The sequence below is a fragment of the Pseudomonas sp. 8BK genome (assembly GCF_902506475.1).
GTDB lineage: Bacteria > Pseudomonadota > Gammaproteobacteria > Pseudomonadales > Pseudomonadaceae > Aquipseudomonas > Aquipseudomonas anguilliseptica.
Window position 1 is genome coordinate 549,260 of sequence record NZ_LR733252.1, and the last position, 26,438, is coordinate 575,697.

At 60.9% G+C, this 26,438-nt stretch carries 22 protein-coding genes; 11 read left to right on the forward strand and 11 right to left on the reverse strand.

The window, feature by feature from the left end:
- Positions 1-15: 15 nt before the first annotated feature.
- Positions 16-405, reverse strand: a complete 390-nt coding sequence (locus tag ACIN8IBEIGE_RS02475) for an MGMT family protein (protein ID WP_160013256.1) — start codon at positions 403-405, stop codon at positions 16-18.
- A 1-nt stretch (position 406) separates the two neighbouring features.
- Between ACIN8IBEIGE_RS02475 and ACIN8IBEIGE_RS02480 the strand changes: the two genes are divergently transcribed.
- Both ACIN8IBEIGE_RS02480 and ACIN8IBEIGE_RS02485 read left to right on the forward strand, forming a co-directional pair.
- Complete coding sequence (locus ACIN8IBEIGE_RS02480; RefSeq protein WP_160013257.1) at positions 407-1,405, forward strand: DUF481 domain-containing protein; 999 nt, start codon at positions 407-409, stop codon at positions 1,403-1,405.
- A gap of 110 nt (positions 1,406-1,515) precedes the next feature.
- Complete coding sequence (locus tag ACIN8IBEIGE_RS02485; protein ID WP_160013258.1) at positions 1,516-2,520, forward strand: DUF481 domain-containing protein; 1,005 nt, start codon at positions 1,516-1,518, stop codon at positions 2,518-2,520.
- A 295-nt stretch (positions 2,521-2,815) separates the two neighbouring features.
- On the opposite strand, the gene ACIN8IBEIGE_RS02490 is transcribed toward ACIN8IBEIGE_RS02485, so the two are convergent.
- On the reverse strand, positions 2,816-3,574 hold the full coding sequence (locus ACIN8IBEIGE_RS02490) for an SDR family oxidoreductase (RefSeq protein WP_090382479.1): 759 nt from the start codon (positions 3,572-3,574) through the stop codon (positions 2,816-2,818).
- 93 nt (positions 3,575-3,667) lie between these two features.
- Between ACIN8IBEIGE_RS02490 and ACIN8IBEIGE_RS02495 the strand changes: the two genes are divergently transcribed.
- From ACIN8IBEIGE_RS02495 to ACIN8IBEIGE_RS02515, 5 genes are all read left to right on the forward strand, one after another.
- On the forward strand, positions 3,668-4,399 hold the full coding sequence (locus ACIN8IBEIGE_RS02495; protein ID WP_160013259.1) for a HugZ family protein: 732 nt from the start codon (positions 3,668-3,670) through the stop codon (positions 4,397-4,399).
- A 63-nt stretch (positions 4,400-4,462) separates the two neighbouring features.
- Positions 4,463-4,927: an FxsA family protein gene (locus tag ACIN8IBEIGE_RS02500; protein ID WP_160013260.1), complete on the forward strand. Its 465-nt coding sequence runs from the start codon at positions 4,463-4,465 to the stop codon at positions 4,925-4,927.
- 223 nt (positions 4,928-5,150) lie between these two features.
- Positions 5,151-5,444 carry a co-chaperone GroES gene (locus tag ACIN8IBEIGE_RS02505; RefSeq protein WP_090249058.1) on the forward strand — a complete coding sequence of 98 codons (294 nt, stop codon included), beginning with the start codon at positions 5,151-5,153 and terminating at the stop codon, positions 5,442-5,444.
- A gap of 59 nt (positions 5,445-5,503) precedes the next feature.
- Entirely contained in the window at positions 5,504-7,147 is a 1,644-nt protein-coding gene (gene groL, locus ACIN8IBEIGE_RS02510) for a chaperonin GroEL (protein WP_160013261.1), read from the forward strand.
- Between the two features lie 596 nt (positions 7,148-7,743).
- Positions 7,744-7,968: a hypothetical protein gene (locus tag ACIN8IBEIGE_RS02515; protein ID WP_090382500.1), complete on the forward strand. Its 225-nt coding sequence runs from the start codon at positions 7,744-7,746 to the stop codon at positions 7,966-7,968.
- Between the two features lie 58 nt (positions 7,969-8,026).
- On the opposite strand, the gene ACIN8IBEIGE_RS02520 is transcribed toward ACIN8IBEIGE_RS02515, so the two are convergent.
- The 7 genes from ACIN8IBEIGE_RS02520 to ACIN8IBEIGE_RS02550 form a co-directional block, all read right to left on the reverse strand.
- Entirely contained in the window at positions 8,027-11,074 is a 3,048-nt protein-coding gene (locus ACIN8IBEIGE_RS02520; protein ID WP_160013262.1) for a multidrug efflux RND transporter permease subunit, read from the reverse strand.
- A 26-nt stretch (positions 11,075-11,100) separates the two neighbouring features.
- Positions 11,101-12,231, reverse strand: a complete 1,131-nt coding sequence (locus tag ACIN8IBEIGE_RS02525; RefSeq protein ID WP_160013263.1) for an efflux RND transporter periplasmic adaptor subunit — start codon at positions 12,229-12,231, stop codon at positions 11,101-11,103.
- Positions 12,232-12,420: 189 nt separating this feature from the next.
- The gene (locus tag ACIN8IBEIGE_RS02530) at positions 12,421-13,563 is read right to left on the reverse strand and encodes a methyl-accepting chemotaxis protein (protein ID WP_372240002.1); all 1,143 of its coding nucleotides are present in this window, start codon (positions 13,561-13,563) and stop codon (positions 12,421-12,423) included.
- Between the two features lie 676 nt (positions 13,564-14,239).
- The gene (locus ACIN8IBEIGE_RS02535; protein ID WP_178124383.1) at positions 14,240-15,349 is read right to left on the reverse strand and encodes a DUF1513 domain-containing protein; all 1,110 of its coding nucleotides are present in this window, start codon (positions 15,347-15,349) and stop codon (positions 14,240-14,242) included.
- 9 nt (positions 15,350-15,358) lie between these two features.
- The gene (locus ACIN8IBEIGE_RS02540; RefSeq protein WP_160013266.1) at positions 15,359-16,420 is read right to left on the reverse strand and encodes an imelysin family protein; all 1,062 of its coding nucleotides are present in this window, start codon (positions 16,418-16,420) and stop codon (positions 15,359-15,361) included.
- A gap of 10 nt (positions 16,421-16,430) precedes the next feature.
- Entirely contained in the window at positions 16,431-17,846 is a 1,416-nt protein-coding gene (locus tag ACIN8IBEIGE_RS02545; protein WP_160013267.1) for a di-heme oxidoredictase family protein, read from the reverse strand.
- A gap of 362 nt (positions 17,847-18,208) precedes the next feature.
- Positions 18,209-19,543: an imelysin family protein gene (locus tag ACIN8IBEIGE_RS02550; RefSeq protein ID WP_160013268.1), complete on the reverse strand. Its 1,335-nt coding sequence runs from the start codon at positions 19,541-19,543 to the stop codon at positions 18,209-18,211.
- A gap of 201 nt (positions 19,544-19,744) precedes the next feature.
- Here ACIN8IBEIGE_RS02550 and ACIN8IBEIGE_RS02555 point away from each other — a divergent pair, with 201 nt between their 5' ends.
- Positions 19,745-20,317, forward strand: a complete 573-nt coding sequence (locus ACIN8IBEIGE_RS02555; protein ID WP_160013269.1) for a LemA family protein — start codon at positions 19,745-19,747, stop codon at positions 20,315-20,317.
- A 3-nt stretch (positions 20,318-20,320) separates the two neighbouring features.
- Positions 20,321-21,217, forward strand: a complete 897-nt coding sequence (locus tag ACIN8IBEIGE_RS02560; RefSeq protein WP_160013270.1) for a GIDE domain-containing protein — start codon at positions 20,321-20,323, stop codon at positions 21,215-21,217.
- A 59-nt stretch (positions 21,218-21,276) separates the two neighbouring features.
- On the opposite strand, the gene ACIN8IBEIGE_RS02565 is transcribed toward ACIN8IBEIGE_RS02560, so the two are convergent.
- Positions 21,277-23,340, reverse strand: coding sequence for a bifunctional diguanylate cyclase/phosphodiesterase (locus ACIN8IBEIGE_RS02565; protein WP_160013271.1), 2,064 nt, complete (start codon positions 23,338-23,340; stop codon positions 21,277-21,279).
- 333 nt (positions 23,341-23,673) lie between these two features.
- On the opposite strand from ACIN8IBEIGE_RS02565, the gene ACIN8IBEIGE_RS02570 reads away from it, so the two are divergent.
- Positions 23,674-24,969: an ammonium transporter gene (locus ACIN8IBEIGE_RS02570; RefSeq protein ID WP_160013272.1), complete on the forward strand. Its 1,296-nt coding sequence runs from the start codon at positions 23,674-23,676 to the stop codon at positions 24,967-24,969.
- Position 24,970: 1 nt separating this feature from the next.
- Positions 24,971-25,615 carry a hypothetical protein gene (locus ACIN8IBEIGE_RS02575; RefSeq protein ID WP_160013273.1) on the forward strand — a complete coding sequence of 215 codons (645 nt, stop codon included), beginning with the start codon at positions 24,971-24,973 and terminating at the stop codon, positions 25,613-25,615.
- Positions 25,616-25,679: 64 nt separating this feature from the next.
- Here the strand turns inward: ACIN8IBEIGE_RS02575 and ACIN8IBEIGE_RS02580 are convergent, their stop codons facing one another.
- Entirely contained in the window at positions 25,680-26,261 is a 582-nt protein-coding gene (locus ACIN8IBEIGE_RS02580; protein ID WP_090249029.1) for a superoxide dismutase, read from the reverse strand.
- Positions 26,262-26,438 lie beyond the last annotated feature (177 nt).

Here is a 26,438-nt window from a genome sequence, read left to right on the forward strand (position 1 = left end):
AATAAAGGGCGCACTCTAACCGCTGTGCTCCATTGGGCGCCAGCCATAGCGCGGCATATCCACCCGATCGTTATGGATTTGCACGCCTTCCTCACGTAGACGGCTGCGCTGTTCCGCGCCGGACAGGCTTCCAGCAGGCAAACTGAGGCGGCCACCGGCAGCAATTACCCGGTGCCAGGGCAGGGTGCTGCCGTCTGGCAGCTGGCTGAGGGTGCGCCCGACCCAGCGCGCGGCTCGACCCAGACCTGCGTATGCAGCCAGTTGGCCGTAACTCACCACGCAGCCGGCCGGAATCTGTGCCAGCACCGCATAAAGTGCCGTACGGCGCTCAACCTGGCTTGCTGTTGGTTGGCCTGGCGCGGCATGCTTCGGCACCTGTTTTGGCTCGTTATCCGGCTTTCCCATCATGCTGCTACGTACTCTGTTGTGCTCTCTGGTTCTTGCTCTGGCCACGCCTGCGTGGGCGGACACGGTGTGGTTGAACAATGGTGACCGTCTGAGCGGTGAGATAGTTCTGCTCGATGGCGGCAAACTGGCCTTGAAAACCAAGTACGCCGGCCAGGTGCTGATTGCCTGGAAGGATATCGACACCCTGCGCTCGGAGAAACCCTTGCTGATGCGCCGCCAGGGCCTCGACAGCGAGCACAGTAACCAGCTGGAAGCCGCCGGCAAGGGCATGGTGCGGGTGGTCAGTGACAACACACAGACCGTGCCGCTATCCAGCATCAAGCGTCTGATCCCACCGCGCCCGGTACTACAGGACCGCTTCTGGGAGGGCAATCTGGACGCCAAGCTGGATATGAAGCGTGACGATAACGACACCGATGAGTGGAAGGTCAAAGGCAATACGCGTGTGGAGCACGGGCGCTGGCGTCACGTGTTGGCCGGCGAACTGGAGCGCAAGGTCAAGAATGACGCGAAGACCGCCGACAACTGGCAGCTGGAATACGACCTCGATCGCTTTATCACGGATCACTGGTTCTGGCGGGTGGGGGCCGAGCAGGATGAGGATGAGTTTACCTTTTTTACTCGCCAGCGCTCGCTGGGAACCGGGCCGGGTTATCGCTTCTGGGATAACGAACTGGGCCGACTGGATGTGATCGGTCAGTTCAATCGCCTGCAAATAGAGTCCGGTGAAGCTGAGCGCGCATTCAATACCTACTCGCTTGCCTTGGATTACAAGCGTCTGCTATGGGGCACCCGTCTGGAGCTTTACAGCACGGCCGAGCTGCAATTACCGGCGATAGAAGAAATTGACTACGTGCTCGACAGTGAAATAGGCCTGCGCTATCGCCTGACAGATTGGGCGCGCCTGTCGCTGCTGTATGAGCTGGATCAGGCGCGTGGGCTCGGGCAAACCAGCAGTGAGCGCCGCTATCTGTTGGGTGTAGGGGTCGGCTGGTAGGGCACGCCATGGTGAACTCGCGGTAATTCTGTCGGTCAGTGCTTGCTCTGGCGTCGTGCGTACGGATAATGCGCGACCTTCCGCGCACCCGAAGTAGATAAACCATCCCTATGTTTTCCAGAAACCTGCTGTGCCTGGCCCTTTCTGTGGCTGCTACCTCCGCGTTGGCGGATACCGTCTGGCTGAAGAACGGCGACCGCCTGACCGGCAAGATCAAGTTCTACGACGGTGGCAAGCTGTTGCTGGCGACCGATTACGGCGGTGCGATTGCCCTCGACTGGAGCAAGATTGCAACCCTGGAAAGCGATCAGGAGCTGCTGATCAAGGAAAATGCCATCGCTGGTGAACGCGCCAAGTCCCTGCACTCGGCCGAATCGGGCAAGGTGACCCTTGCCAACGGTGGTGTGCCCAAGACCATCGAGTTGGCCAGCATCAAGCAGATCCTCAAACCCAAGCCCTTGGTTGAGGACTTTATCTGGAAGGGCAATATCGACGCCTCGCTGGATTACAAACGTGCCGAGCGTGACACCGACGACTACGACGTCAGCCTCAAGACTCAGGCGCGCCATGGCCTATGGCGGCATAACGCGCAAGCGGACTACAACCGCGAATTTCAGGATGACCTGATCACCACGGATAACTGGGGCGTGGAGTACGCGCTTGACCGCTTTCTGACCGAGCATTGGTTCTGGCAAGGCCGCCTGGAGTACAAGCGCGACATGGTCGAAGAGCTTGAGCGCCAGCGCACTGTAGGTACCGGTCCCGGTTATCAGTTCTGGGACAACGAGTTGGGCGCCTTCTCCGTGGCCGGCCTGCTTAACCGTACCGACTACGAATATGCCAATGGTGAGAGCGACAACTTCTATGCCGTCAGCATGAAGTGGGATTACAACCGTTACCTGGTCGGCAAGAGTGTTGAGCTGTTCAGTGATGGCGAAGTGGGCAAACCGCTGGCCAACGCTGCTGACTACACCCTGGATGCCGCCGTGGGCCTGCGCTACAAGCTGACCGACTGGGCCTCGTTGAATATGAAGGCCGAGAAGGATCTGGTCAGCGGTGCAGAAGGCGAGCTGGATGAAACCCGTTACAGCCTGGGTTTTGGCGTCGGCTGGTAAGTGTTGGGCCGTCGATCTGCTGCGCGTCGGCCCCGCGGCGTTAATAACAGGCTCGGTAAGCCGCTTGCGGCTAACGCGCTTTGGCGCGGCCCGAAGGGCGAGTGAAACGAGTAATGCTCATGTACAAAAGTACACTCGTGTGCGAGCCCAGTCCGCTTCCTCGCCGTTTTGTCCAGCCGGAGGCTGTTACTGGCGTAGCGCCTTGCTGCTCTCTAGCTCGCTAGATCTTGAAAAGTTAAGAGCAAAAAAGCCCCGCGTTTGCGGGGCTTTTTTGTGGAGTGCTCGATCTAGCGGATTACAACCGCAGGCCGCCATCCAGCTCCAGAACGCGACCGGTGTAATAGTCGTTTTCCAGGATGTAAGCCACCGAGTGAGCGATCTCGGCCGGTTTGCCCATGCGGCGAAGCGGGATAACCGAAGTCATGCGCTCCAGCGCTTCCGGTTTCATGCTGGCGACCATTTCGGTTTCGATAAAGCCCGGCGCTACGCCGGCAACGCGGATGCCGTAACGCGCCAGCTCCTTGGCCCAGACCACGGTGTCAGCGGCTACACCGGCCTTGGCGGCGGAGTAGTTGGCCTGACCGATGTTGCCGGCGCGGGAGATCGAGGAGATGTTGATGATCGCGCCTTCGTTCTTCAGCTCGATCATCTTCGCCGCCACTTCACGGGTGCAGAGGAACACGCCGGTCAGGTTGACGTCGATCACCGATTGCCACTGCGCCAGGCTTAGCTTGGTGATTTCGCCGTCCTTGACCTTGATGGTCAGGCCATCACGCAGGATACCGGCGTTGTTCACCAGGCCGTTGATCGCGCCAAAGTCTTCGGCCACCTGGGCCACGGTCTGGGTCACTTGTTCTTCATTGGCGACGTTGCACAGGTAGGCGCGCGCTTCCACACCCAGCGCCTTGCAGGCGGCCACGGCTTCGTCGAGTTTTTCCTGGTTCAGGTCGACCAGTGCCAGCTTGGCGCCTTTTTCCGCCAGGTATTCGGCCATGGCGCGGCCCAGGCCCTGACAGCCGCCAGTGATGATGATGACTTTGTCTTTAAGTTGCATCGCGTGTCCCCTCAAATGGTGTCGTGTGGCCTTGCCGGCGGTTAATCTAGGCGCCTGCCGTTCTGTGACGGATTCTATGCAAGGAGTCATAAGGTGAGCGTGAAAGCCGGCAAGCATGCCCGAGAATTGCTGCTCAAGGAATACCGGGGTGTGCTCAGCACCCATTCCAAGGCCATGCCGGGTTTCCCTTTCGGATCAGTGGTGCCCTATTGCCTGGATGTTGACGGTTATCCGCTGATTCTGATCAGCCGCATCGCTCAGCACACCCATAACCTCAAACAAGACGGTAAATGTTCGCTGCTGGTGGGCGAGCGCGGGGCGGAGGATGTGCAGGCGGTCGGACGTCTTACTTTGCTCGCGCAAGCACGACAATTGGATGACGAGGAACAGATTGCAGCGGCGGCGCAGCGCTATTACCGCTATTTCCCCGATTCGCGCGGCTATCACCAGGCGCATGATTTCGACTTCTGGCGGCTGGAACCGGTGCGCTGGCGCTATATCGGTGGTTTTGGCGCGATTCACTGGCTGGAACAGGTGGCGCTGGCCAATCCCTTTGCCGGCGATGCTGAAATCAGCATGCTCGAACATATGAACAGCGATCATACCGCAGCCATCGCCCACTATGTCGAGTTGGCCGGGTTGCCCAGCCATACGCCGGCCGAACTGGTCGGTATCGACAGCGAAGGTTTCCACCTGCGTATTGGCCAGAGCCTGTATTGGCTGGCCTTTCCAACATCCTGTAACAGTCCGCTGGAGGTGCGCCAGGCCTTGGTAGCACTGGCCCGCGCCGAGATCTGGCCGGCCGATGGTCAGGCTTCAGCTTGAATTCAGCTCGACACCCCATACTTCACACTTACTGGAAGCTGATCTTCCGTTAAGGAACCTTTGATGCGTGCTTTTCTGTTTCTGTTTTTACTGTTTCCGATCATCGAGCTGGCCCTGCTGATTCAGGTGGGTAGCTCCATCGGCGTGTTGCCGACACTGCTGCTGGTCATCGGCACTGCCATTCTCGGCAGTGTTTTGCTGCGTGTAGCCGGCGTTGCCACCGCCTGGCGCGCAAGGGAAAAGCTGGCGCGCGGTGAGTTGCCTGAGCAGGAAATGCTCGAAGGCCTGCTGATCGCCGTTGGTGGTGGTTTACTGCTGCTGCCGGGTTTTATCAGCGACATCTTCGGTGTGTTCTGCCTGATCCCCTTCACCCGCCGTCTGCTGGTCAACAAGGTGCGCCTGCGTGCCGCGGAGCAGGCCATGCGTCAACGTGCCTTTTTCGACGATCAGGCCGCACGCTCCGGGCACGCTCGGTCGGGTGCAGGCCAACCCAATGTGCTGGAAGGCGAATACGAACGCCGCGACTGATTTGCGGCTCGTAAAAAGGCGTCCACATATTAAAAATTTCACCCTCTGCCCTTGAAATCCCCTTGTGCGCCCTTATGTAGCGGTCACCGCAAGGTTTTCTGTCGTATCGGCAGATCAGACTTCAGCGCTGCGCCTGGCGTAGCGCTACCGGCCTCGCCGGACTTTGCTAACCCGCCGGTGCATACACCGGCCGCTGTAAACCACCTATTGGGAGAGATCGACAATGAAGCTTCGTCCTCTGCATGACCGCGTCGTAATCCGTCGCAGCGAAGAAGAAAAGAAAACCGCAGGCGGCATCGTGCTGCCAGGTTCCGCTGCCGAGAAAGCCAACAGCGGTGAAATCCTCGCTGTCGGCACTGGCCGCGTGCTGGACAACGGTGAAGTGCGTGCCCTGGCCGTTAAAGTCGGCGACAAAGTGGTGTTTGGCCCTTACTCCGGCAGCAACACCATCAAGGTTGACGGCGAAGACCTGCTGGTAATGAGCGAGAGCGAAATCCTCGCTGTCGTTGAAGGTTGATTTCAGCGCACCGTCGCTACGAATTCCGCTCTATTTGAACGAATCAAGGAATAACCATCATGGCTGCTAAAGAAGTTAAATTCGGCGATTCCGCCCGCAAGAAAATGCTGACTGGTGTCAACGTTCTGGCTGACGCGGTAAAAGCTACCCTCGGCCCGAAAGGCCGTAACGTGATCATCGAGAAGAGCTACGGCGCTCCGACCATCACTAAAGACGGCGTTTCCGTTGCCAAAGAAATCGAGCTGAAAGATCGCTTCGAGAACATGGGCGCGCAGCTGGTTAAAGACGTGGCTTCCCGTGCTAACGATGACGCTGGCGACGGCACCACCACCGCCACCGTTCTGGCTCAAGCCATCGTCAACGAAGGCCTGAAAGCCGTCGCTGCCGGCATGAATCCGATGGATCTGAAGCGCGGCATCGACAAGGCAACCCTCGCCATCGTTGCTGAGCTGAAGAAACTGTCCAAGCCATGCGCGGACACCAAGGCCATCGCTCAGGTAGGTTCGATCTCCGCTAACTCCGACAGCTCCATCGGCGAAATCATTGCCGAAGCCATGGAAAAAGTCGGTAAAGAAGGCGTGATCACCGTTGAAGAAGGCTCGGGCCTGGAAAACGAACTGTCGGTTGTTGAAGGCATGCAGTTCGACCGTGGCTACCTGTCCCCGTACTTCATCAACAAGCCGGACACCATGGTTGCCGAGCTCGACGGCCCGCTGATCCTGCTGGTTGACAAGAAGATCTCCAACATCCGCGAACTGCTGCCAGTTCTGGAAGCTGTAGCCAAGTCCGGTCGTCCGCTGTTGATCGTGGCCGAAGACGTTGAAGGTGAAGCCCTGGCGACTCTGGTTGTGAACAACATGCGTGGCATCGTTAAAGTCGCTGCTGTTAAAGCACCGGGCTTCGGCGACCGTCGCAAGGCCATGCTGCAGGACATCGCTGTTCTGACTGGCGGTACCGTAATCTCCGAAGAGATCGGTCTGAGCCTGGAAAGCGCTACCCTGGAGCACCTGGGTAACGCCAAGCGCGTGATCCTGAGCAAAGAAAACACCACCATCATCGATGGTGCAGGTCAGCAGACTGATATCGAGTCGCGCGTTGCGCAGATCCGTAAGCAGGTTGAAGACACCACGTCCGACTACGACAAAGAGAAGCTGCAAGAGCGTCTGGCCAAACTGGCTGGCGGTGTTGCGGTGATCAAGGTCGGTGCCGGCACCGAAGTTGAAATGAAAGAGAAGAAAGCCCGCGTTGACGACGCCCTGCACGCGACCCGCGCAGCCGTTGAAGAAGGTGTGGTACCTGGCGGTGGCGTGGCTCTGGTTCGCGCTTTGCAGGCAATCAGCGAGCTGAAAGGCGACAACGCCGATCAGGACGTGGGTATCGCTCTGCTGCGTCGTGCTGTTGAAGCACCGCTGCGTCAGATCGTTTCCAACGCTGGCGGCGAGCCAAGCGTTGTGGTCGACAAGGTCAAGCAGGGTTCGGGCAACTACGGCTTCAACGCCGCTACCGACACCTACGGCGACATGATCGAGATGGGTATTCTTGATCCGGCCAAGGTCACCCGCTCGGCGCTGCAAGCTGCAGCTTCGATCGGCAGCCTGATGATCACCACCGAAGCGATGATCGCCGAAGTGGCTGAAGACAAGCCGGCCGCTGGCGGTATGCCAGACATGGGCGGCATGGGTGGCATGGGCGGCATGATGTAAGCCTGCCCGGCTCCCACAGGCCATCGCCAGATGACCTGTACGCTGTAAAGAAAACCCCGTGCCTGTCACGGGGTTTTCATTTCTCTCGGCTATAACAGTCCCTCGCGGCAAAGCGGTACGCCAATTGCTTTGTGTGATGCGTGCTCCCGGACTGGAGCCTGTCAATTTGCGCCGTGCTGCTGTTCAGCATTGCCGCTTCGTGTGTTGACCTCACCTGGATGTGCTCTACCACGCCGCTTTTGTCGTGTGGCTGGAGGTTGTGCCAGTTACGGTTTTGCCTGTGGCTGTTTTAAAACCGCAGGTTCTATCTCGCACCACATTGATGCAATTGGGCAATTAAGTGACTTTTGGGTTGTTACCTTCGGGTGCGCTGATACGGACCCAATCCTTGGTTTGTTCGCGTATTGAACCATTGGTGCAAACGTAGCTCGAAGCCTGGCCAGCTAAATGGCTTGCTTGTGGATCAGGATGATCTGGATGGAGTTGCCGGTAGAGTCCGGCAGTAACGACCGCTGGTCGCAAAGCGCGACACTGCGGTTATCAGTGATCTAGGGTCTACAAACAGCGTTTGGCAGCGCTATCAAGAGGTTGCAGTGATGAAGCTAGAAATCGCACGAGGTTTGTTCCTGGTGACCGCGCTCAGCGTGGCCTCGCTCGCGGCGGCGGCCTGGCAGGAAGCCAGCCCCCAGGTCATCACCCTCAATGAGCGCGGCTACTGCCCGTTGCCACCCCAGGCACGAACGGCCGAGGCGCTCAAGCCGGATCACGACCTGCTGCTGTTTATGTTCAGCCTGTCCCAAGGTGCTCGGTCACAAGGTTGAGCCTGTTCGGTGGGTGATCGACAGATAGAAAAAAGCCCTGCACTGCAGGGCTTTTTTGTTAGTGGGCCTTGGCCGTTGTCGCTGGTGCATCGGGCTGCGCCAGCAGGCTGTACACGCAGGGCAGCACGAACAGGGTAAACAGCGTGCCAATCGACATACCGGTGGCGATTACCAGGCCGATGTCGAAGCGGCTAACCGCACCGGCGCCGGTGGCCAGGATCAGCGGCACCATGCCGAAGACCATCGCCGCGGTGGTCATCAGCACCGGACGCAGGCGAATTGCCGCCGCCTCTTCGACCGCTTCTCGACGCGACAGGCCTTTCTCACGGCGTAGCTGGTTGGCGAACTCGACGATCAGAATGCCGTGTTTGGTGATCAGACCGATCAGCGTCACCAGGCCCACCTGGGTGTAGATGTTCATGCTCGACAGACCGAGGAACAGCGGAATCAACGCACCACAGATCGACAGCGGCACCGTGACCATGATCACCAGCGGGTCGCGGAAGCTCTCGAATTGTGCCGCCAGCACCAGGAAGATCAGCGCCAGGGCCAGACCGAAGGTTATGTACAGCGCGTTGCCTTCCTGCACCAGCTGGCGCGACGCACCGGCGAAGTCGTAGGCGTAACCGGCCGGGGCTTCCTCGCGCATGATCTGCGTCACCGTCTCGACGGCTTCACCCATGCTGACGATTGGTACGCCCTGGATGATCGCCGAGTTGAGCTGTTGGAACTGGTTGAGCTGGGTCGGCCGCGCGCGGTCGCTGACCTTGACCAGCGTCGACAGGGCCAGCATCGCGCCGCTTTCGCTCTTCACGTAGTAGCTGCCGAGCCACTCCGGGTTATCGCGGTAGGCGCGTTCGACCTGGGCAATCACCTTGTAGCTGCGCCCGTCGATGGTGAAGCGGTTGATCTCGCCTTCACCAAGCAGGCTGGCCAGGGTCAGGCCGAGGTCTTCCATCGACACACCCATCTGTGCGGCTTTCTCGCGGTCGATTTCCACCACCACTTCCGGCTTGTCGAAGGCCAGGTCGACGTCGAGGAAGGCGAACTTGCCGGATTCAACCGCGCGTTGCTTGACCCGCTCAGTCACTTGCAGCAGCGACTGGTAATCGTTCGGCGTGTTGATCACGAACTGGAACGGCAAACCCTCACCGGTACCCGGCAGGGACGGCAGGTTGAAGCCGAAGATCTGCAGGCCGGCGATCTGCGACAGGCGCCCTTGCACCTCCGGCAGAATCTCCATCTGGGTGCGTTCGCGCTCGTTCCACGGCGTCATCAGAAAGCCGCCAATACCCGATTGCACACCGTTGAAGCCGTTGATCTGGAACGAGGAGTAGTACTCGGGGAACTCCTTGAAGATGGTCACGAACTCATCGGTGTACTTGTTCAGGTACTCCAGGTTGGTCGGTTGCGGCGCGCTGGCCATCATAAAGATGATGCCCTGATCTTCTTCCGGGGCCAGTTCACTTTTGGTGAACTTGAGCAGCACCGGGATCAGGCACATGACGATCACCGCAAACACCAGGACCACCGGGCGGGTATCCAGGGTGCCGTGCAGGGCGCGCTGATAACGTTGCTTGAGATTGTCGAAGATCTGGTCGAGCTTGTGCGCCAGGCCCGATGGGTTCTCTTCATGACGCAGCAGCTTGGCGCACATCATCGGTGACAGGGTCAGGGCGACGATACCGGAGATGATCACCGCGCCGGCCAGGGTCAGGGCAAATTCCTTGAACAGTGCGCCCGTAAGGCCCTCGAGGAAGCCGATAGGCGCGTACACCGCCGCCAGGGTGATGGTCATCGAAACCACCGGCACGGCGATCTCCCGCGCACCCTCGATGGCCGCATCGAACGGTGTTTTGCCTTCCTCGATATGCCGGTGGATGTTTTCCACGACGACGATGGCATCGTCCACCACCAGGCCGATGGCCAGCACCATGGCCAGCAGAGTCAGCAGGTTGATCGAGTAGCCCATCAGCTGCATAAAGAACATCACGCCGATCATCGACAGCGGGATGGTGATCACCGGGATCAGCACCGAGCGGAACGCGCCGAGGAACAGGAACACTACGACGATGACGATCAGCACCGCTTCGCCGAGGGTCTTCACCACTTCGTCGATGGACGCCTGGATAAACAGCGTGGCGTCGTAGGCGATGGAAACTTTCAGGTTGGGTGGCAGCTGTGCTTCCAGGTCTGGCATGACCTTGCGCACTTCCTTGATCACGTCCAGCGGGTTGGCCCCCGGCGTGCCCTTGATGGCGATGTACACCGAGGGGGTGCCATCGAAGGAGCTGATCGAGTCGTAGCTTTCCGCGCCCATTTCCACCCGCGCCACATCGCGGATCAGCACGCGGCTGTCGCCCACGGTCTTCAGCGGGATGGCAGCAAAGGCCTCGGCCGACTTCAGGTCGGTTTCGGCGTTGATGCTGGTGACCACGTACTCGCCTTTTACTTCACCCGCAGCAGCGAGGAAGTTGTACTTGCGCACGGCGTCGTTGACGTCGCCGGCGGTCACGCCGTAGGCGCCCATCTTCACCGGGTCGAGCCACAGGCGCATGGCGAACACCTGATTGCCGAGAATCTCGGCCTCGGCCATGCCGGGCAGAGTGGCCAGCTTGGGCTGGATCACCCGCGACAGGTAGTCGGTGATCTGCGGGTTGCTCAGTTCCTGGCTGTAGAAGCTGATGTACATCAGCGCCGTGGAGTCGGCGGCTTCCTTGCTCAGTACCGGGTCTTCGGCGTCCTGCGGCAGCTGGTTCTTCACCTCGTTGGCCTTGGCCAGCAGTTCGGTGAACAAACGGTCGCTATTGGCGCCGATACGCGCATAGATCGAGATGATCGACACGTTCTGCCGGCTGACCGAGGTCATGTAGTCGATACCGTCGGCGCTGGCCAGGCTCTGTTGCAGCGGCTGGGTGATATAGCCCTGAATGGTCTCGGCGTTGGCCCCGGGGTAAGCCGTGGTCACCGTGATCAGGGCGTTTTCCATCTGCGGGTACTGGCGGATGGTCAGTTTGCTGAATGCCTGGAAGCCAAGCAGGATGATCAACAGACTGACCACGGTCGCCAATACCGGGCGACGGATAAAGGGATCAGTAAAAGCCATAAATAAGTTCCTTTACGCCTGCGCGATTACTCGTCGCTCGGCTTGGCCTGCGCGTTGGCGATGCTGACGTGGGCACCGTTATCCAGCTTCAGCTGGCCGGCGGATACCACCTGTTCACCGGCCTGCAGGCCTTTGAGAATCACCACCTGACCGTCGCGGCGTTCGCCGGTTTCGACGAAACGGCGCTCGACCACCAGTTCAGCCTGGCCTTTGTCATCTTTGACCACCTGGCCGTCCTCGCCCTTCTTCTCGCCGATCACGTACACCGAGTTGCCGTAGAGGGTGTAGGTGATGGCAGTTTCCGGTACCACGATCAGGTTCTGCTCGCCGGGCAACAGCACTTCCAGGTTGGCGAACATGCCGGGCAGCAGTTTGCTCTCCGGGTTGGCCAGCATGGCGCGCACCTGCACGTTGCGGGTGGTGTCCTCGACCTTGGGGTTGATCGCAGCGATTTCGCCTTCGAACACCTCGTTTGGGTAAGCCGCCACGCTGAAGCGCACGCGCTCGCCAATGGCCAGTTTGGGCACCGCCTGTTCGGGCAGGAAGAAGTCGACGTAGAGTTTGCTCAGGTCCTGCAGAGTGGCAATGGTGGTGCCGGAGGCCAGGTAGTCACCGACATCCACCTGACGGATGCCGATAGTGCCGGCAAAGGGCGCAAGGATGCGCTTCTTCGCCAGTTGTGCCTGCAGCTGGGCGACGCTGGCATTGGCCTTCTGCAGGCTGGCGGAGAGGCGGTCGAACTCGCTTTTCGAGATGCTCTGGCGGGTGACCAGGCTACGACCGCGCTCGTACTCCACGCGGGCCAGGCCCAGTTCGGCCTGCGCAGTGCCCAGGCTGGCCTGCTCGACATCGCTGTCCATCTGGATCAGTGGCTGCTGCAGGGTGACCTGTTCGCCGGAGCGGAACAGCACCTGCTGCACGGTGCCGCCGACCTCCACGGTCAGGTCTACACCCTGGAAGGCCTTGAGTGTGCCGATGGCTGGCAGGCGACCCTGCCACGGCTGTTCTTCTGCTGTCGCGGCATCAATGCTGATGGCCGGCTGCGGTGCCGAGAACATCTGCACTTGTTGGTAGATGGAAAAGCCTTTGTAGGCGGCGAGGGCGAGTACCACGACGAGTACTGCGCCGAGCATGATCAGCATGCGGCGAAGCAACATATTCCGGTTCCTTGGCAAAGCGGATGAGGGCCTGGGAATAGGCAAGAGGGGCACATTAGACCCCTCGCCGTGGCCTGTCAAAGATTCGCATTTGCAAAAGATTGCGGTGCAAAAGTTGCCAGGTTGATCAAGTGTTTTTAAAGCAAAATGCCAGCATGTGCTGGCATTTTGTGTGTTGCGTTGCGCCGATCAAGCGCTCAGACGCTGGGTCACTTCGTTGAGTTGTCCGGAGAGGATTTGCAGGTTTTGCCCGGCGCTCTCGGTGCGCTCCACGTTCTCCTGATTGGCGGTGGCGATGGCGGTGATTTCGGTGAGGTTGCGCGAGATGTCTTCGGCCACCGAGGTCTGCTCTTCGGCGGCGGTGGCGATCTGCCGGTTCATATCGCGAATCGCCTCCACTGCGCTGGTGATCAGTTGCAGGGTGGCTCCGGCCTCGGTGACCTGGGTTACCCCGGCCTCGCTGCGGGTCTGGCCACTTTCGATGGCGCGCACCGCATTGACCGCGCCGGTTTGCACAGTGTCGATAATCTGGTGGATTTCCGCCGTGGATTCGGCGGTGCGCTGCGCCAGGGTGCGCACTTCATCGGCCACCACGGCAAAACCGCGGCCCTGTTCGCCGGCACGCGCCGCTTCGATGGCCGCGTTAAGCGCGAGCAGGTTGGTCTGTTCGGCGATGCCGCGAATCACTTCCAGCACCTTGCCGATGCGCCCGCTGTCGGCTTCCAGGCGGCGAATCACCTCAGAGGTGTTACTGATCTCTCCGCGAATATCGGTGATGGTTTTGATGGTCGCCTGCATCACCGTCTCGCCCTGGCGCGCAGCGCTGTCGGCCGCATCGGCCGCGCCGGCGGCTTCGGCTGCGTGGCGCGCGACTTCTTGGGCGGTGGCGGACATTTCATGCATGGCCGTAGCGACCTGATCGGTGCGCGAGAACTGCTCGCGAGTGCCTTGGGCCATCAGTGTGGCGATGGAGTTGAGCTCGCCGCTGGCGGTATCCAGATCCGCCGTGCTGCGTTTCAGGCGGGTAAAGGTGTCGGCGAGGAAGTCGCGCAGGATATTTGCGGCCACGGCGAGTTTCCCCAGCTCGTCCTGACGCGTGGCGTCTACGTGCTGGCCGAAGTTGCCTCGGCTAAGTTGCGCGATATGTTCGATCAGCTCGCGAATCGGGTTGATCAGGTTGCGGTTGATCAACCAGAGGCTGAACAGGGCAATGACCACGGTGGCGCCGAGCATCAGCAGGGTACCGAGGGTGATGGTGCGGTCGGCCGAGGCATTGATCAGGCTGGCCTGATCCAGGCTCTGTTGGTGCAGTTCGCTGGCCAGGGCCTCCATCTGCTGGGTGGTGTTGCGGTCAATGCCGGAGACCGCCTTGTCGCCGACCGCCGCGTCACCGCCGGCAGCGACAAAGGCATCGCGACCCTTGCGGTAGTTGGCGCCAAGCGCCTGGTGTTCGCTGCGCAACGTATCGACCTTGGTTTTTAGCGCACGGTCGTCGCCGGTCAGCTCGCTCAATTTGCCCAGTAGGTCCTGCACCTTGCGTTCCTGCGCTTCGAACTGGCTCCAGTATTTGTCCAGCTGAGCTTTGTCGCTGCCCCGCAGCAGCACGTTCTTCCACTCCTGTACCTGGGTCTTGAAGTTCAGGTTGGTCGAGTCGATCAGCGTCGAGGCCTCCAACGGACCCTCAAGCAGGCCACGGTAGGCCTGCATGCCGCTGGAGAGGAAACTGAAACAGGCCAGTGCCGTGACCAGAATCAGCGCTAGGCTGCCGCCGAGCAGAGCGAGAATTTGCGCGCGCAAAGATTTTTGCAGAAACATGGGTGATACCCCTGAGTGTGGAAGGCGGGATGCCAGTGACGCTGAGCGCGCCCTAACTGCGAAGATCCCTATCGACTGGTATCAGCTGGGCCGGATTGCCGAGAAGCAGCGGCTCGCTAGGAGTATAGATCGGCTCTGCGGCAGCGTTCTTTAACGTGCCGCAGGCGTGTTATAGATTCAGCGGTGGGGCGGTCTAGGCCAGGCGCAGGTGGTTGTCCCACAGGCCGGCAGGTAGCTGCAGGGGCTTGCTGCTGATCTGGGGGCTGCGGCAGTCATACAGGCGGCAACGGCCAACGCCACTGCTGACCACAAAACCGTCGGCTACCGCGCCAACGCCGGCGCAGTCGGCCAGGGGCGCATCCAGGCGCAGCTCGGCGCTGTCCAGATCCCAGATAAACACCCGGTTGCCGCGGGGAGCAGTCAACGCCAGCAGGCGCAGCTCGCTGTGGATCGCCACGCTGGCGGTGTACTGGTTCATCAGCTGGCGCTGCGCATCGGCTACCGGAAAGTGCTGGAAGGGCTGGCCAGGGCGTTTGATCGCCAAGAGCGGCACCACATCGCTGATCTCGCCCATATATTGCTGGCCGGTGACCAGGGTGCCGTCGCTGGCCACGGCCATATGGCGCACGCTGTTCATCCGTTCGGGCAGCTGCTCCCGACTGATCAGGCTGCCGTCACGGCGCAGCAGCACCAGGCTGGAGTCCATGGCGTCGAGGTTCATTTCCACCCGGCTATCGGCCTCGGTGCGGATGCCGCCGTTGGCTACGGCCAGGGTTTCACCGTCTGGCAGCCAGAGCAGCTGGTGCGGGCCGATGCCGTGGGTCGACAGTTCGCTGCTGCGCAGTAGCTGTTCACCTTGCAGGCGATAGACACCGAGTACGCCGCGACCGGGGTCGGAGGTGTCGTTCTCGGTGGCGTACAGCCATTCGCCGTCCTTGTGGAACACCGCGTGGCCGTAGAAATGGCGCTGCTTGGGCGAATTCAGGGTCTGCAGCAGACGGCCGTCGCGGGTGTCGATCAAGTAGCTCTGGGTGCTCGGGCGACGGCCGACAAACAGCGCCATAGGCAAAAACGGATGGCCGATCACATCGTGGCAGCGCTCGCTGACCTGGGTGGCAAACACCTGGCTGCCATCCAGCCGGTAACCCACCGCGAAGTGCTTGCCAGCGCTGTCGTTGCGCGCCGACAGCAGCAGCGGCTGGGCGCCGCTGTGCATCAGCGTCCAGCCACCATAAGTGCCGGCGGCCGCTGCCGTGGCGGCAACAGCAGCGATGCTCAGCCCTAGAAAGGCGCGGCGATTGATCTGCATGCTTTAGTCGCCGTCATGGGCGTTAAAGCCCAGCTGGATGCCCAGGGTCTTGGCCAGTTCGGATTCATGCAGGCGATGCAGCACATTCAGGCTGTCGTACAAGGCATTGACCTCGGCACGCCCGGCTTCGTCGCTGAGCAGTTCGCCGAGCGGGCGCTGGGCGGCGGCCAGGCGTTGACGGGTGTCGCTGTAGGCGGCGTCGATGCGTTGTTTCAGTGCGTCTTGATCACTGCCAAGCAGCGCCTGGATGCCATCCTGTTCGGCGCCCAGCCAGATGCGTTCGGCACTGGCCAGACTGGCGGCGAGGTTGGCCAGGCTAGCCTTGCTGCGCCAGGCTTCGGCCTGATAGGGCTGCGGCTGGCCTTTGCTCTGACGGCCGAGTGGCGTGCCGAGTTTCTTCTTCAGCCCGTCGATGGCGCTGACCTGGGTGCGCAGCAGCTCGGCCACCGCTTCCGGGGCTTCGGCGTAGCGGGCGTTGGGGAAGTCCTTGAGCAGCGTGGCCATACCGTCTTTGGCTTGCCACTGGCTCAGCACATCAGCAGCCAGTACTTGCTGGTGCTGACCGATGGCAACGATCAGCGGGCAGTAGCGGGCTTTCTGTTCGGCGACGCTCAGGTCGATAGCAGGGTCGAACAGCAGGTACTCATAGGCGGTGAGGCCTTGCACCACTACGCTGGATTTATCCAGGTCGGCCGGGGTCAGCTCGGGTTTGCTGTTGACCAGCGCTTCAACCTGACGTGCTACCAGGTTCTTCTTGTCTGGCCAGAACTGCACCTGCCAGGCGCGGTTGCCCTCTGCCAGCGGGCCGAAGGCCACCGGTTGCACGGCGGCCCAGGCGCTTTGCGCGCTGGCAAAGGCCTGGCGGGCCTCGACGAGATTCTGTTGGCCGGCGCAGAAGGCCTGACCGCTAACGGCAAGCTGGCGGTCGGCTTCGCTCCAGGCGCTGTAGATTGGCAGCAACACGCCATCGGTGAGCGCGCGGCTGACCTGCTGCTGCGGATCGCTTGGGCTGCAGGCAGTGAGCGTGAGGCTGAGCAGGGCGAGCGAGAGGGGTGAGCGGATCATCTGCGGCTCCTTACAACGAATTCAGGAAAGCCAAGAGCGCGCTACGCTCGTCGGCATTGAAAGTCATGACCTGCTGCTTGGCCGCCTCGGCCTCGCCGCCGTGCCAGAGGATGGCCTCCAGCAGGTTGCGCGCGCGGCCGTCATGCAGGAACTGGCTGTGACCGTTGACTGTTTCAGTCAGGCCGATGCCCCAGAGTGGCGGGGTGCGCCATTCACGGCCGCCTGCGAGAAATTCCGGGCGGTTGTCAGCCAGGCCTTCACCCATGTCATGCAGCAGCAGGTCGCTGTAGGGGCGAATCAGCTGATTGGTCAGTTCAGGTTCGGCGGCGTCACTGGCGGTGGTGAATTGCGGGGTATGGCAGCCCTGGCAACCGGCCTGGTAGAACAGGTTTTTGCCGGCGAGCACCTGCGGGGTATCGGCGCCGCGCCGTGCCGGTACGCCGAGGTTGCGGGTATAGAACAGCACACTGGCGAGGATGGTGTCGCTGACCTCTGGCTCGCCGCCATGGGGCGCGCTGCGGCAGTCGGTCTGCGCTGCTGTGCAGTTGTCATGGGCCACCAGCGTGCTGGTCAGGCCCATGTCGTTGGCAAAGGCTTCGGCATTCTGCTGGTTGAGCGTCGGTTGTCCGGCCTTCCAGCCAAAGCGACCAAGCACTGTGCGTTGTTGCTCGCGGTCCCAGACCTGGTTGGCGCGCCCGGAGATGCCATCGCCATTGCTGTCTTCGGGGTCGGCATTGGCCAGGATGGCCGCTTCAGGAATCGCTTCGAGCAGACCGAGGCCGATCATCGGCGGGGCAATACGCGCGGAGAACAGCGTGTCGGGATGCAGGGCGCCATACCCGAGTTGGCTGATTTCCAGGCTGGGCTTGCGCAGCTCGACCTGCTGACCATCGGCCAAGCTGACCCGCTGCGTGTTGTAGCTGACGCGTACCTTGCCTTCAGGCGCGACGCCGGGGTTGGCCATGTCCTGCAGCTGACCGCCGTAGGTGGGTTCAGCCAGTACGCCGAGGCGCTGGATAATCTCGGCATGTTCGCTGCCGGCAGGAATCGACAGGCGTACCAGCATCGACACCGAGCTGAGCGCATCAGGCGCTGGCGGATGACCACGGCCGTCCTTGATATGGCAGTTCTGGCAGGCGTTGGTGTTGAACAGCGGGCCGAGGCCGTCACGCGCGGTAGTGGTGGCCGGCGCGGTGACCCAGGGATTGCGGAAGAAGCTGTTGCCGACGCTGAAATCCAGGCGGCGCGAAGGCGACAGGTTGGCTGACGGCAGGGAGAAGGCGTTCTGATCTGCCTTGCGTACGGTGGCGCTGCCGGCGGACAGGGCTTCGCCGGGCTCGGCTTGGGTGAATTGTGGGGGGGTATCGCAGGCGGCCAAGCTCAGGCTCAAGGCCAGCAGCAGCGCAACGCGATGCGGCGCAAACATGAAAGGACATCCGCAACAGAAAAACAGGCGGCCGATCTTAACAGCCCGCCCCGTTTTAAATAAGACAGATTTGCATTATCGATGGTGGTCAAAGGTCGCAGGGTGCCAAAAAAGGCTATATCCGAGCTGACTGTTGCCGGCGATTTCGGCCCTGTAGGGGCGTGCTTGGCCGTGATCGGGGCCAGCCAGCGATCCACTGTGGGAAGCGCTTCCGCGGCGAGCTTTCGGCGGTGCTTGTCGCGGCTGAAGTCCCTCCCACATCAGTCTCGCCATAAAAAGGCTGGTGTAAAAAAGCCGCGACTCGGATAAGGAGTCGCGGCTTTTTCATCACTACAAGCTAGGACTTCGTGAGTCGAAGCAAGTTAGAAGCTGTGGTCAGCGGTATCCGGGTTGAGATCACTGATACCCAGCTTGCCAGCGGCCTGCTCGATTGCGCCGGTCTGCTTGACCAGTGCGGCGATGGCGTCACGAACAATCTGCTGGCCTTCGGCGTTGTCGGCGGCGATCAGCTGATCGAAGTGCTTACCATTGTTGGCACTGTCGACCAGCGCCTGCAGTTTGCCTTCGGTGGCTTCGAGATCGGCTTTCAGGGCGCTGTCAGCGGCGGCGTCAACCTTGGCTACCAGCGACGACAGGCTTGGGCCGGTCAGAGTGGTGCCATCGACCTTCTTGTACTCGCCCAGGTAGACGTTGCGAATACCTTTGCCGTTGTAGAAGTGCGAGTTGTGGGTGTTGTCGCTGAAGCAGTCATGCTCGTCTTCGGTGGAATTGGCTTCCAGCGCGACCTTCATGCGCTCGCCGGCCAGCTCGCCGAGTGACAGGCTACCCATGCCGAAGAGCATCTTGCGCAGGCCGTTTTCAGCGGTGTCGGCTTCCAGCGTGGCGCGGTAGTTGTCGGTCTTACCGGCTTGCCACTGCACAACCATCGCATCAAGGTCGCTGACCAGCAGGTCGGCGGCGGCTTTGATAAAGGCGCGGCGGCGCTCGTTGTTACCGCCAGTGGCACCTTCACCCACGACGAAATCGCTGGCTGGACGCTCGCCGGCGCCTGGATTGGTGCCGTTGAGGTCCTGGCCCCAGAGCAGGAACTCGATGGCGTGGTAACCGGTGGCGACGTTGGCTTCGGAACCGCCCAGCTCATTCAGGCTGGCCAGCAGTTCCGGGGTGATGGTGGTGACGTCGAGCTTGTCTTCGCCGACCTGCAGTTCGGTATTGGCGATGATGTTGGCGCTGGCGCCTGGGTTGCCCAGAGCGTGTTGGTAATCCTTGGCGACGTAGTCGATCAGGCCTTCGTCCAGTGGCCAGGCGTTCAGCTGGCCTTCCCAGTCGTCGACCACGGCGTTGCCGAAGCGAAACACTTCGCTCTGCATGTAAGGCACACGGGCTGCCAGCCAGGCTTCGCGGGCGGTTTTCAGAGTGTCGTCATTCGGGTTGGCGAGCAGGGCATCGATGGCAACTTGCAAGGTTTTTCCGGTGCTGGCGGCATCGCTGAATACGGCCAGGGCCAGGTCGGCGTAGTGGCTGACCACCGCTTTGCTGGCCGCTTCATCGACTTGGCTGGTGGCAGCTACCGGGGCGCTGGCGCTGCTGGCGGCAGGTGCGGCAGCTTGGGTGGCGGGCGCTTTGTCTTCACCGCAACCGGCGAGTGAGATGGCGATGGCGAGCAGGCTGGCAGAGGCCAGGGGCATACGGAGCATGGCGGAATCCTTTGCTGGTGAGAGTGGGCACCCACGCAAGCGGGTACAAAAAACCGAAACATAATGCGAAAGATTTTCATTTTGCGCAAAGGGTCAATGCAGCTTTTTCACTGCGAGCTGTGGGCAAAGTCTGCGATCGGGCAATTCGCTAGGGCTAAAATGCCAGCACAGCTGCCTTCAAGAACCACTCAGGAGTTCCGCATGAGCCTTACCAGTGTTGTCGTCATTGTGTTGTTGGTCCTGCTCGCGGCGTATGCCGTGGTGCTCTACAACGCGCTGGTGCGTTTGAAGCATGGCGTGAGCAAGGCCTGGTCGAATATCGACGTAATGCTCAAGCAGCGCCATGAGGAGCTGCCCAAGCTGGTGGAAACCTGCAAGCAGTACATGCAGCACGAGCGCGGCACTCTGGAAGCAGTGATTGCTGCGCGTCAGGCGGTTTCCAGCGCCCAGGCCAAAGGTGACATGAATGCCCTGGGCAAGGCCGAGACGGGCCTGCGCGTCGGCCTGGGTCAGTTGTTCGCCTTGGCGGAGAACTACCCGGAGCTGAAAGCCAATGAGAGCTTCCAACACCTGCAGCAGCGTATCAGCGGCCTGGAAAACGGTATTGCCGACCGCCGCGAGCTCTACAACGAGGCGGTTAACCTGAACAACGTGCGCATCGAGCAGTTTCCCGATGTGATCATTGCTCGTGCCTTTGCCTTCAAAGAGGCCGCGCTGCTGGAGTTCAGCGAGGGTGAAAAAGCCGACGTCGATCTCAAATCGCTGTTTGGCTAAGCCGTGGATATTCAAGGACAGGTTGTTGGGCTGGCCTGCAGTGTGGCGGTCAGTGCGGGCGGGGCATGGTGGTTCTTGCGGCGCTTCTCCCAGGCGCGGCATCTGCTCGATACGCCGACCTCGAAGATTCGTTCGGCAGCTCAGGGCTATGTTGAGTTTTATGGCGTACTGCATGACAGCACCGAGCCACAGCTGCTCGGCCCGCTGACCAATACGCCGTGCCTGTGGTGGCGTTACAAGATCGAGGAATACACCTCAAGCGGCAAGAAACGCAGCTGGCGCACGCTGGAAAGCGGCAGCAGTGAGGCGTTGCTGCGACTCGACGACAGCACCGGCAGTTGTCTGATTGACCCGCGTGGCGCTCAGGTGCGGCCACTGACCCGTGAAGTCTGGAAAGGCAGCCTGCGCCACCCTCTGGGCGCGGCGAAAACCGGTTGGCGTGCGCTGTTCAGCAACGATGAGCGCTACCGCTATACCGAGGAACGTTTGCATGCCGGTCAGCCACTGTACGCCATTGGCGATTTTCGCAGCAGCGGCGGCGGTCGCCAGGGCCTGGATCTATCGGCTGCTCAAGGTGTGGTGATTCGCGAGTGGAAGAGCGACTTTGGCGGCCTGCTGCAGCGCTTCGACAGCGACGGCAATGGTCAGCTGGATGAGCGTGAATGGCAGCGGGTACAGCTGGCCGCAAGCCTGGAGGCCGAAGACCGGCATCGCCAGCAAAGCACCCTGCCGGTGCAGCATCACCTGAGCAAGCCGCGAGAAGCCCAGCCGTTTATTCTCTCCTGCGCCGGTGAGGATGAGCTGGTGCGTCAGTTCTACTGGCAGGCGGCTGGCGGTGTCGTGCTGTGTCTGGCCGGCGCGTTGGCAGCGGCCTGGTTACTGGGTATCAACAGCTTCTAGGTAAAGTGTCCGCATAAAAAAGCCCGCCAATTGGCGGGCTTTTTCGTAGGCGTCTGGCGTCAGAGAGTGGCGGGATTGGCGGCGCTGTTCAGTCGCCGGGCTTGCTTCAGGTAGGTCGTCAGTTCGCGTGCCGGCAGCGGCTTGCTGTACAGGTAACCCTGACCCTCGTTACAGCCCTGGGCGATGATATAGGCCTCTTGCTCGACGGTTTCCACGCCCTCGGCGATGACCTGCATGCCCAGGCTCTTACCCAGCTGGATGATGGCACGCACGATGGTTGCGTCGTCTTCGTCTTCCAGCAGGTCCTGAACGAAGCTCTTGTCGATCTTGATCTTGTCCAGCGGCAGGCTTTTCAGATAGCTCAGCGAGGAGTAGCCGGTACCGAAGTCATCAATCGCGATCAGCGCACCGGAGCGACGCAGGCTGAGCAGGTGTTGTGCAGCGGTGTTGATGTCTTCCATCAGGCCGGTTTCGGTGACTTCCAGCTCCAGGCTGCGCAGCGGCAGGCGATAGACTTGCATCAGGTTGTTGACCACTCGTGGCAGCTCAGCGTGGTGTAGCTGCACGGTGGACAGGTTGACCGCCATGCGTAGCTCGGTGAAGCCCTGGTCGTGCCATTCGCGCAGCTGACGGCAGGTCTGGTCGAGAATCCATTCGCCAATCGGGATGATGGTGCCGTTCTGCTCGGCCAGCGGGATAAACAGATCCGGCGGTACAAAACCGTGCTGTGGATGCTGCCAACGCAGCAGCGCTTCGACGCCGACCACGCTGTGGTCGCGGTAGTCGACCTGCGGCTGGTAGACCAGGTGCAGCTGATTCAGCGCCAGGGCGTCGCGCAGGTCTTTTTCCAGCTCACGACGGCGGCGCATTTCGCTGTCGACGCTGGCGATATAGAACTGGTACCGGTTGCGTGACCGACTCTTGGCCAGCGTCATGGTCTGCTCGGCTTTCTGCAGCAGCTTCTCGGTGCTGTCGCCATCCTCCGGGAACAGGGTGATGCCGATGGTGGCGCGTAGGCGCACTTGCTGCTGGTCGAGCATAAACGGGTTGTCGAGGTCGTCGAGTACGCTCTGCGCCAGCTCGGCGGCCTCGTAAGGCTGCTCGATATCGGCCTGCACCAGGGCGAACTGATCACCACCTAAGCGGGCCAGAGCGCCGAGGCGGCCACTGTGGCTGCGCAAACGGTCGGACAGGGCCAGCAGCAGTTGGTCGCCGGTCTGATAACTGAACTGTTCGTTGATTCCTTTGAAGTCATCCAGGCCTACGCAGAGCACCGCCACTCGCCGGTTTAGGCGCCCGGCGTCTTCAAGAATCTGATCGAGTTGCTGTTGCAGCTGCTGACGGTTCGGCAGGCCGGTAAGGAAATCGTACTGAGCCATGCGCAGCAGGCTGTTTTCCGCTTCGCGGCGCAGGTGGGTGTTGCGTTCGATGGAGGAGAGCAGCTGGTTGGCGGTATTGATCCACAGCCCCAGTTCATTCTTCTCGTTGCCCTTGAGCATCGGCAGCTTGTGCTCGCTGGGGCGATCCGGGTTGATATTGGTCAGGTGCTCAATGATCTTCGACAGCGGTTTGGTCAGCAGCCAGTGGTAGACCAGGTACAGCACCAAACCCATGGCCAGGGCACGCAGCACGCCGGAGATAAAGATGATGACTGAGTTGGTGACAAAGCTTTCGCCGTAGGGGGCCGTGTCGAGGGTGATACTGAGGTCGCCGTAGTATTCGCTGTAGGGGCCGCGGCCTACCAGCTGGGTGGTGAAATTCTGTTCTTTGCCAAGGATCGGGTCGGTCAGCCAGCGCGTGGGGATATCGACCTGCTCTCGGGCTTTCTCCGCCAGCATCGGTTCATTGGGGTGGCCGATGGCGGCCATGCGCACCGACTCATGTTGGAACAGGCCTTCGATCACCTGCATGCCCATTTCCCGATCCAGGCTGTAGACCGCCTGGGTGGACGGGTCGCGGAACATGCCAAGAATACGGTGCGCGTCGTTGGCGACTGCCTGACGTGTTTTGTAAACGTCGAAAACAATCTGCGCAAGACTCAAGACCACGCCGACGATCAGCGCTGATAGCAGCACCACGCGGAGCAACTTGAGTGACAAGCTGTTTTTGAGTTCCAGCTTCAAATGACGGTTCCTTGTTCGAGGCCTTCGGCGTCAGACGCTAGTGAGTATTGGCAAAGTCGCGCTTGCAGTCAAAGGGCCATTACCAAAGTTTGTCGAACAAATTATCTGCGCGGCGATGGCGCGACTGCAGGCAGCTGTGTTGCCCGCCTGCACTGTGTCGGTGCGAGTTGCTTGCGGCTTGAGCGCCGTTGGGCGGTTTTTTATGGTCTGCCAGGCCTGGCGGCCACCTTTTGGGCTGTTGCTAGGCAACGTTAATATTGGCACCCAGCTATTTTTTTGTTTGGCATGAGAGTTGCGACGCCCCCTCTACTCACCTTCATGGGGGACGCTGCGATGAAAACTCGACTGTTAGGGGTAGCTGCACTGTTGATTTCACCACTGGCGCAGGCGGCCAGCGATGAGGTTCTCAACACGGCCTGGCTGGTGTTGGCCAGCGTGCTGGTGTTCTTTATGCAGGCCGGCTTTGCCTTGCTGGAAAGCGGCATGTCGCGGGCAAAGAATGCGGTCAATGTGATGATGAAAAATTACATGGACGGCTGCGTCGGTGGCATCACCTTCTGGCTGCTGGGCTTCGGTCTGATGTTCGGCAGCAATATCACCGGCTGGTTCGGCATGAGCCATTTCGCGCCGCATACCGGCGAGCCCTGGGATTTCACCTTTCTGCTGTTTCAGATGATGTTCGCCGCCACGGCAGCGACCATCGCCAGTGGCGCCATGGCCGAGCGCACACGCTATTCGGCCTACTTGATTGGCGCGGTGGTGATCAGCGGGTTTATCTACCCGGTGTTCGGCAGCTGGGTGTGGAGCGGCATCTATGGCGGCCAAGGTTGGTTGGCGGCCTTGGGCTTTATCGACTTCGCCGGTTCGACCGTGGTGCATAGCATCGGCGCCTGGTGTGCGCTGGCCGGCATTTTGGTGCTGGGGCCGCGTCTGGGCCGCTTTGCTGCAGATGGCACGCCGCGCAGCATTCCTGGGCACAACCTCAGCTTGGTCGCGCTGGGCGGTTTTATTCTCTGGGTCGGTTGGTTTGGCTTTAACGCCGGCAGCAGTCTGGAGATAAATGTCAGCCTCGGCCTGATTGCCCTGAATACCCATCTGGCTGCATCGGCCGGAGCGCTGGGCGCATTTCTGGCGCAGCGCAGTACCTCCAGCCCGGTGCTGCTGACCACTACGGTGAACGGTTCGCTCGGCGGTTTGGTCGGTATCACCGCCGGTTGCGCGAGTATGTCGCCGCTGTTTGCCCTGCTGACCGGGCTGGTATCCGGTTTTGTGGTGGTGTTCGGTATGCGCCTGCTGGAGCGCTGGCAGCTGGATGATGTAGTTGGCGCGGTGCCAGTGCATGGCTTTGCCGGTGTCTGGGGTACGGCGGCGGCCGGGCTGTTCTTCAGTGGCGACCTGTTCAACTGGTCGCGGGTCGGTGTGCAGTTGCTCGGCGCCGGTGTGGCGTTTGTCTGGGCCTTTCCGCTGGCGCTGATGCTCTATCTGTTGCTGGCGAAAACCCTCGGCCTGCGTACCTCCACCCAGCATGAGCAGCGCGGCCTGGATTATGCCGAGCATGCGGAGGTGGGCTATCCCGAGTTCAACCTGGCCGTGACCTTCGACAGTAACGACCTGTCGAGGAGGGTATGAGATGACTCTGACAACTCGCCGGCGGGCGATCTACACCGGGCTGGCCGGACACTTTGCCGAGGATGAACTGTTGGCCTTGTTGGCGCTCTGGGAAAGCAAATACGCCGATAAACCACCGTTCGCCCTCAATGAGTTTCTCGGCGAAGTGGCCGCGACCACTGAACGCAAACTGGAGCGCGCCAAGCTCTACCGCGAACTGGTGGGCGCGCTGACCGGACCGCTGTCGGCCTTGCTGCCCGACCCGGAGCCGCTGTTGCACAGCTGGAGGCAGCGGATGGGCATGGCGGCGCCGCTACGGGTTGGCCCGGATAGCCAGGCAAGGCATACCTTCGAGGCGCTGAGTCGGGTGCTGTTGAATGAGCTGGAGGCCGAGTTGGTACCGCGTTTGCGGCGTTTCGCTGCGGGCAATCTTGCCGGGTTGAGCGCGGCTAACGAGCAGCGCCTGCTGGTGCGTGACTGGCTGGAGCAGGACGCTGCGCTGGAACCAGCCGGCTTGGGCCTTGAGCAATTACGGCAATTGCTCAACCTGTTGTATATCGGCCTGTGCGAGTACCTGGGGCCGGTCATCGCCGATCAACGTCTGAGTCAGGCCGTGCAGCAGGTGGAGGCGCTGCACCTGGCGTTTCCCCCGCGCAAGCTGCTCTAAAGCATGTATCCACATAACAAGAAACCCGGCACTGGGCCGGGTTTCTTGTGGGTAACGCAGGTACTTAGGCAGCGTAGTTTTTCGCTACGAAGTCCCAGTTGACCAGGTTCCAGAACGCCTCAACATATTTCGGACGCAGGTTGCGGTAGTCGATGTAGTAGGCGTGTTCCCAGACGTCGCAGGTCAGCAGCGGGGTGTCGCCGCTGGTCAGCGGGCAGCCGGCGCCGATGGTGCTGGCCAGAGCCAGGGAGCCGTCAGCCTTCTTCACCAGCCAGCCCCAGCCGGAACCGAAGGTGCCGATGGAAACTTTGCTGAACTCTTCCTTGAACTTGTCGAAGGAGCCGAAGGCCGCGTTGATCGCGTCAGCCAGGGCGCCAGTCGGCTGGCCACCGGCGTTAGGCGCCAGGCAGTTCCAGTAGAAGGTGTGGTTCCAGACCTGAGCGGCGTTGTTGAAGATGCCGCCCGAAGAAGTCTTGACGATTTCTTCCAGGGTTTTGCCTTCGAACTCGGTGCCTGGGACCAGGTTGTTCAGGTTCACGACATAGGTGTTGTGGTGCTTGTCGTGGTGGAATTCCAAGGTTTCCTTGGAAATGTGCGGCTGCAGAGCGTCATGTGCGTAGGGCAGCGGCGGCAATTCGAAAGCCATTGTCTATCTCCTAATCAGGTCAGGTGCGGTGTGCGCGAAGCCGATCACGGGCGGCTATCTCAGCGGCGTGAGTTATCTCTTTGCGCCGCAAGCCCTGAATCATAGCACCGGCCCTGCGCCTTAAACACGCGGCAACTGTGTGGAAAACCAACTTGGCGCGCTCTGCGCCGGCCTGCG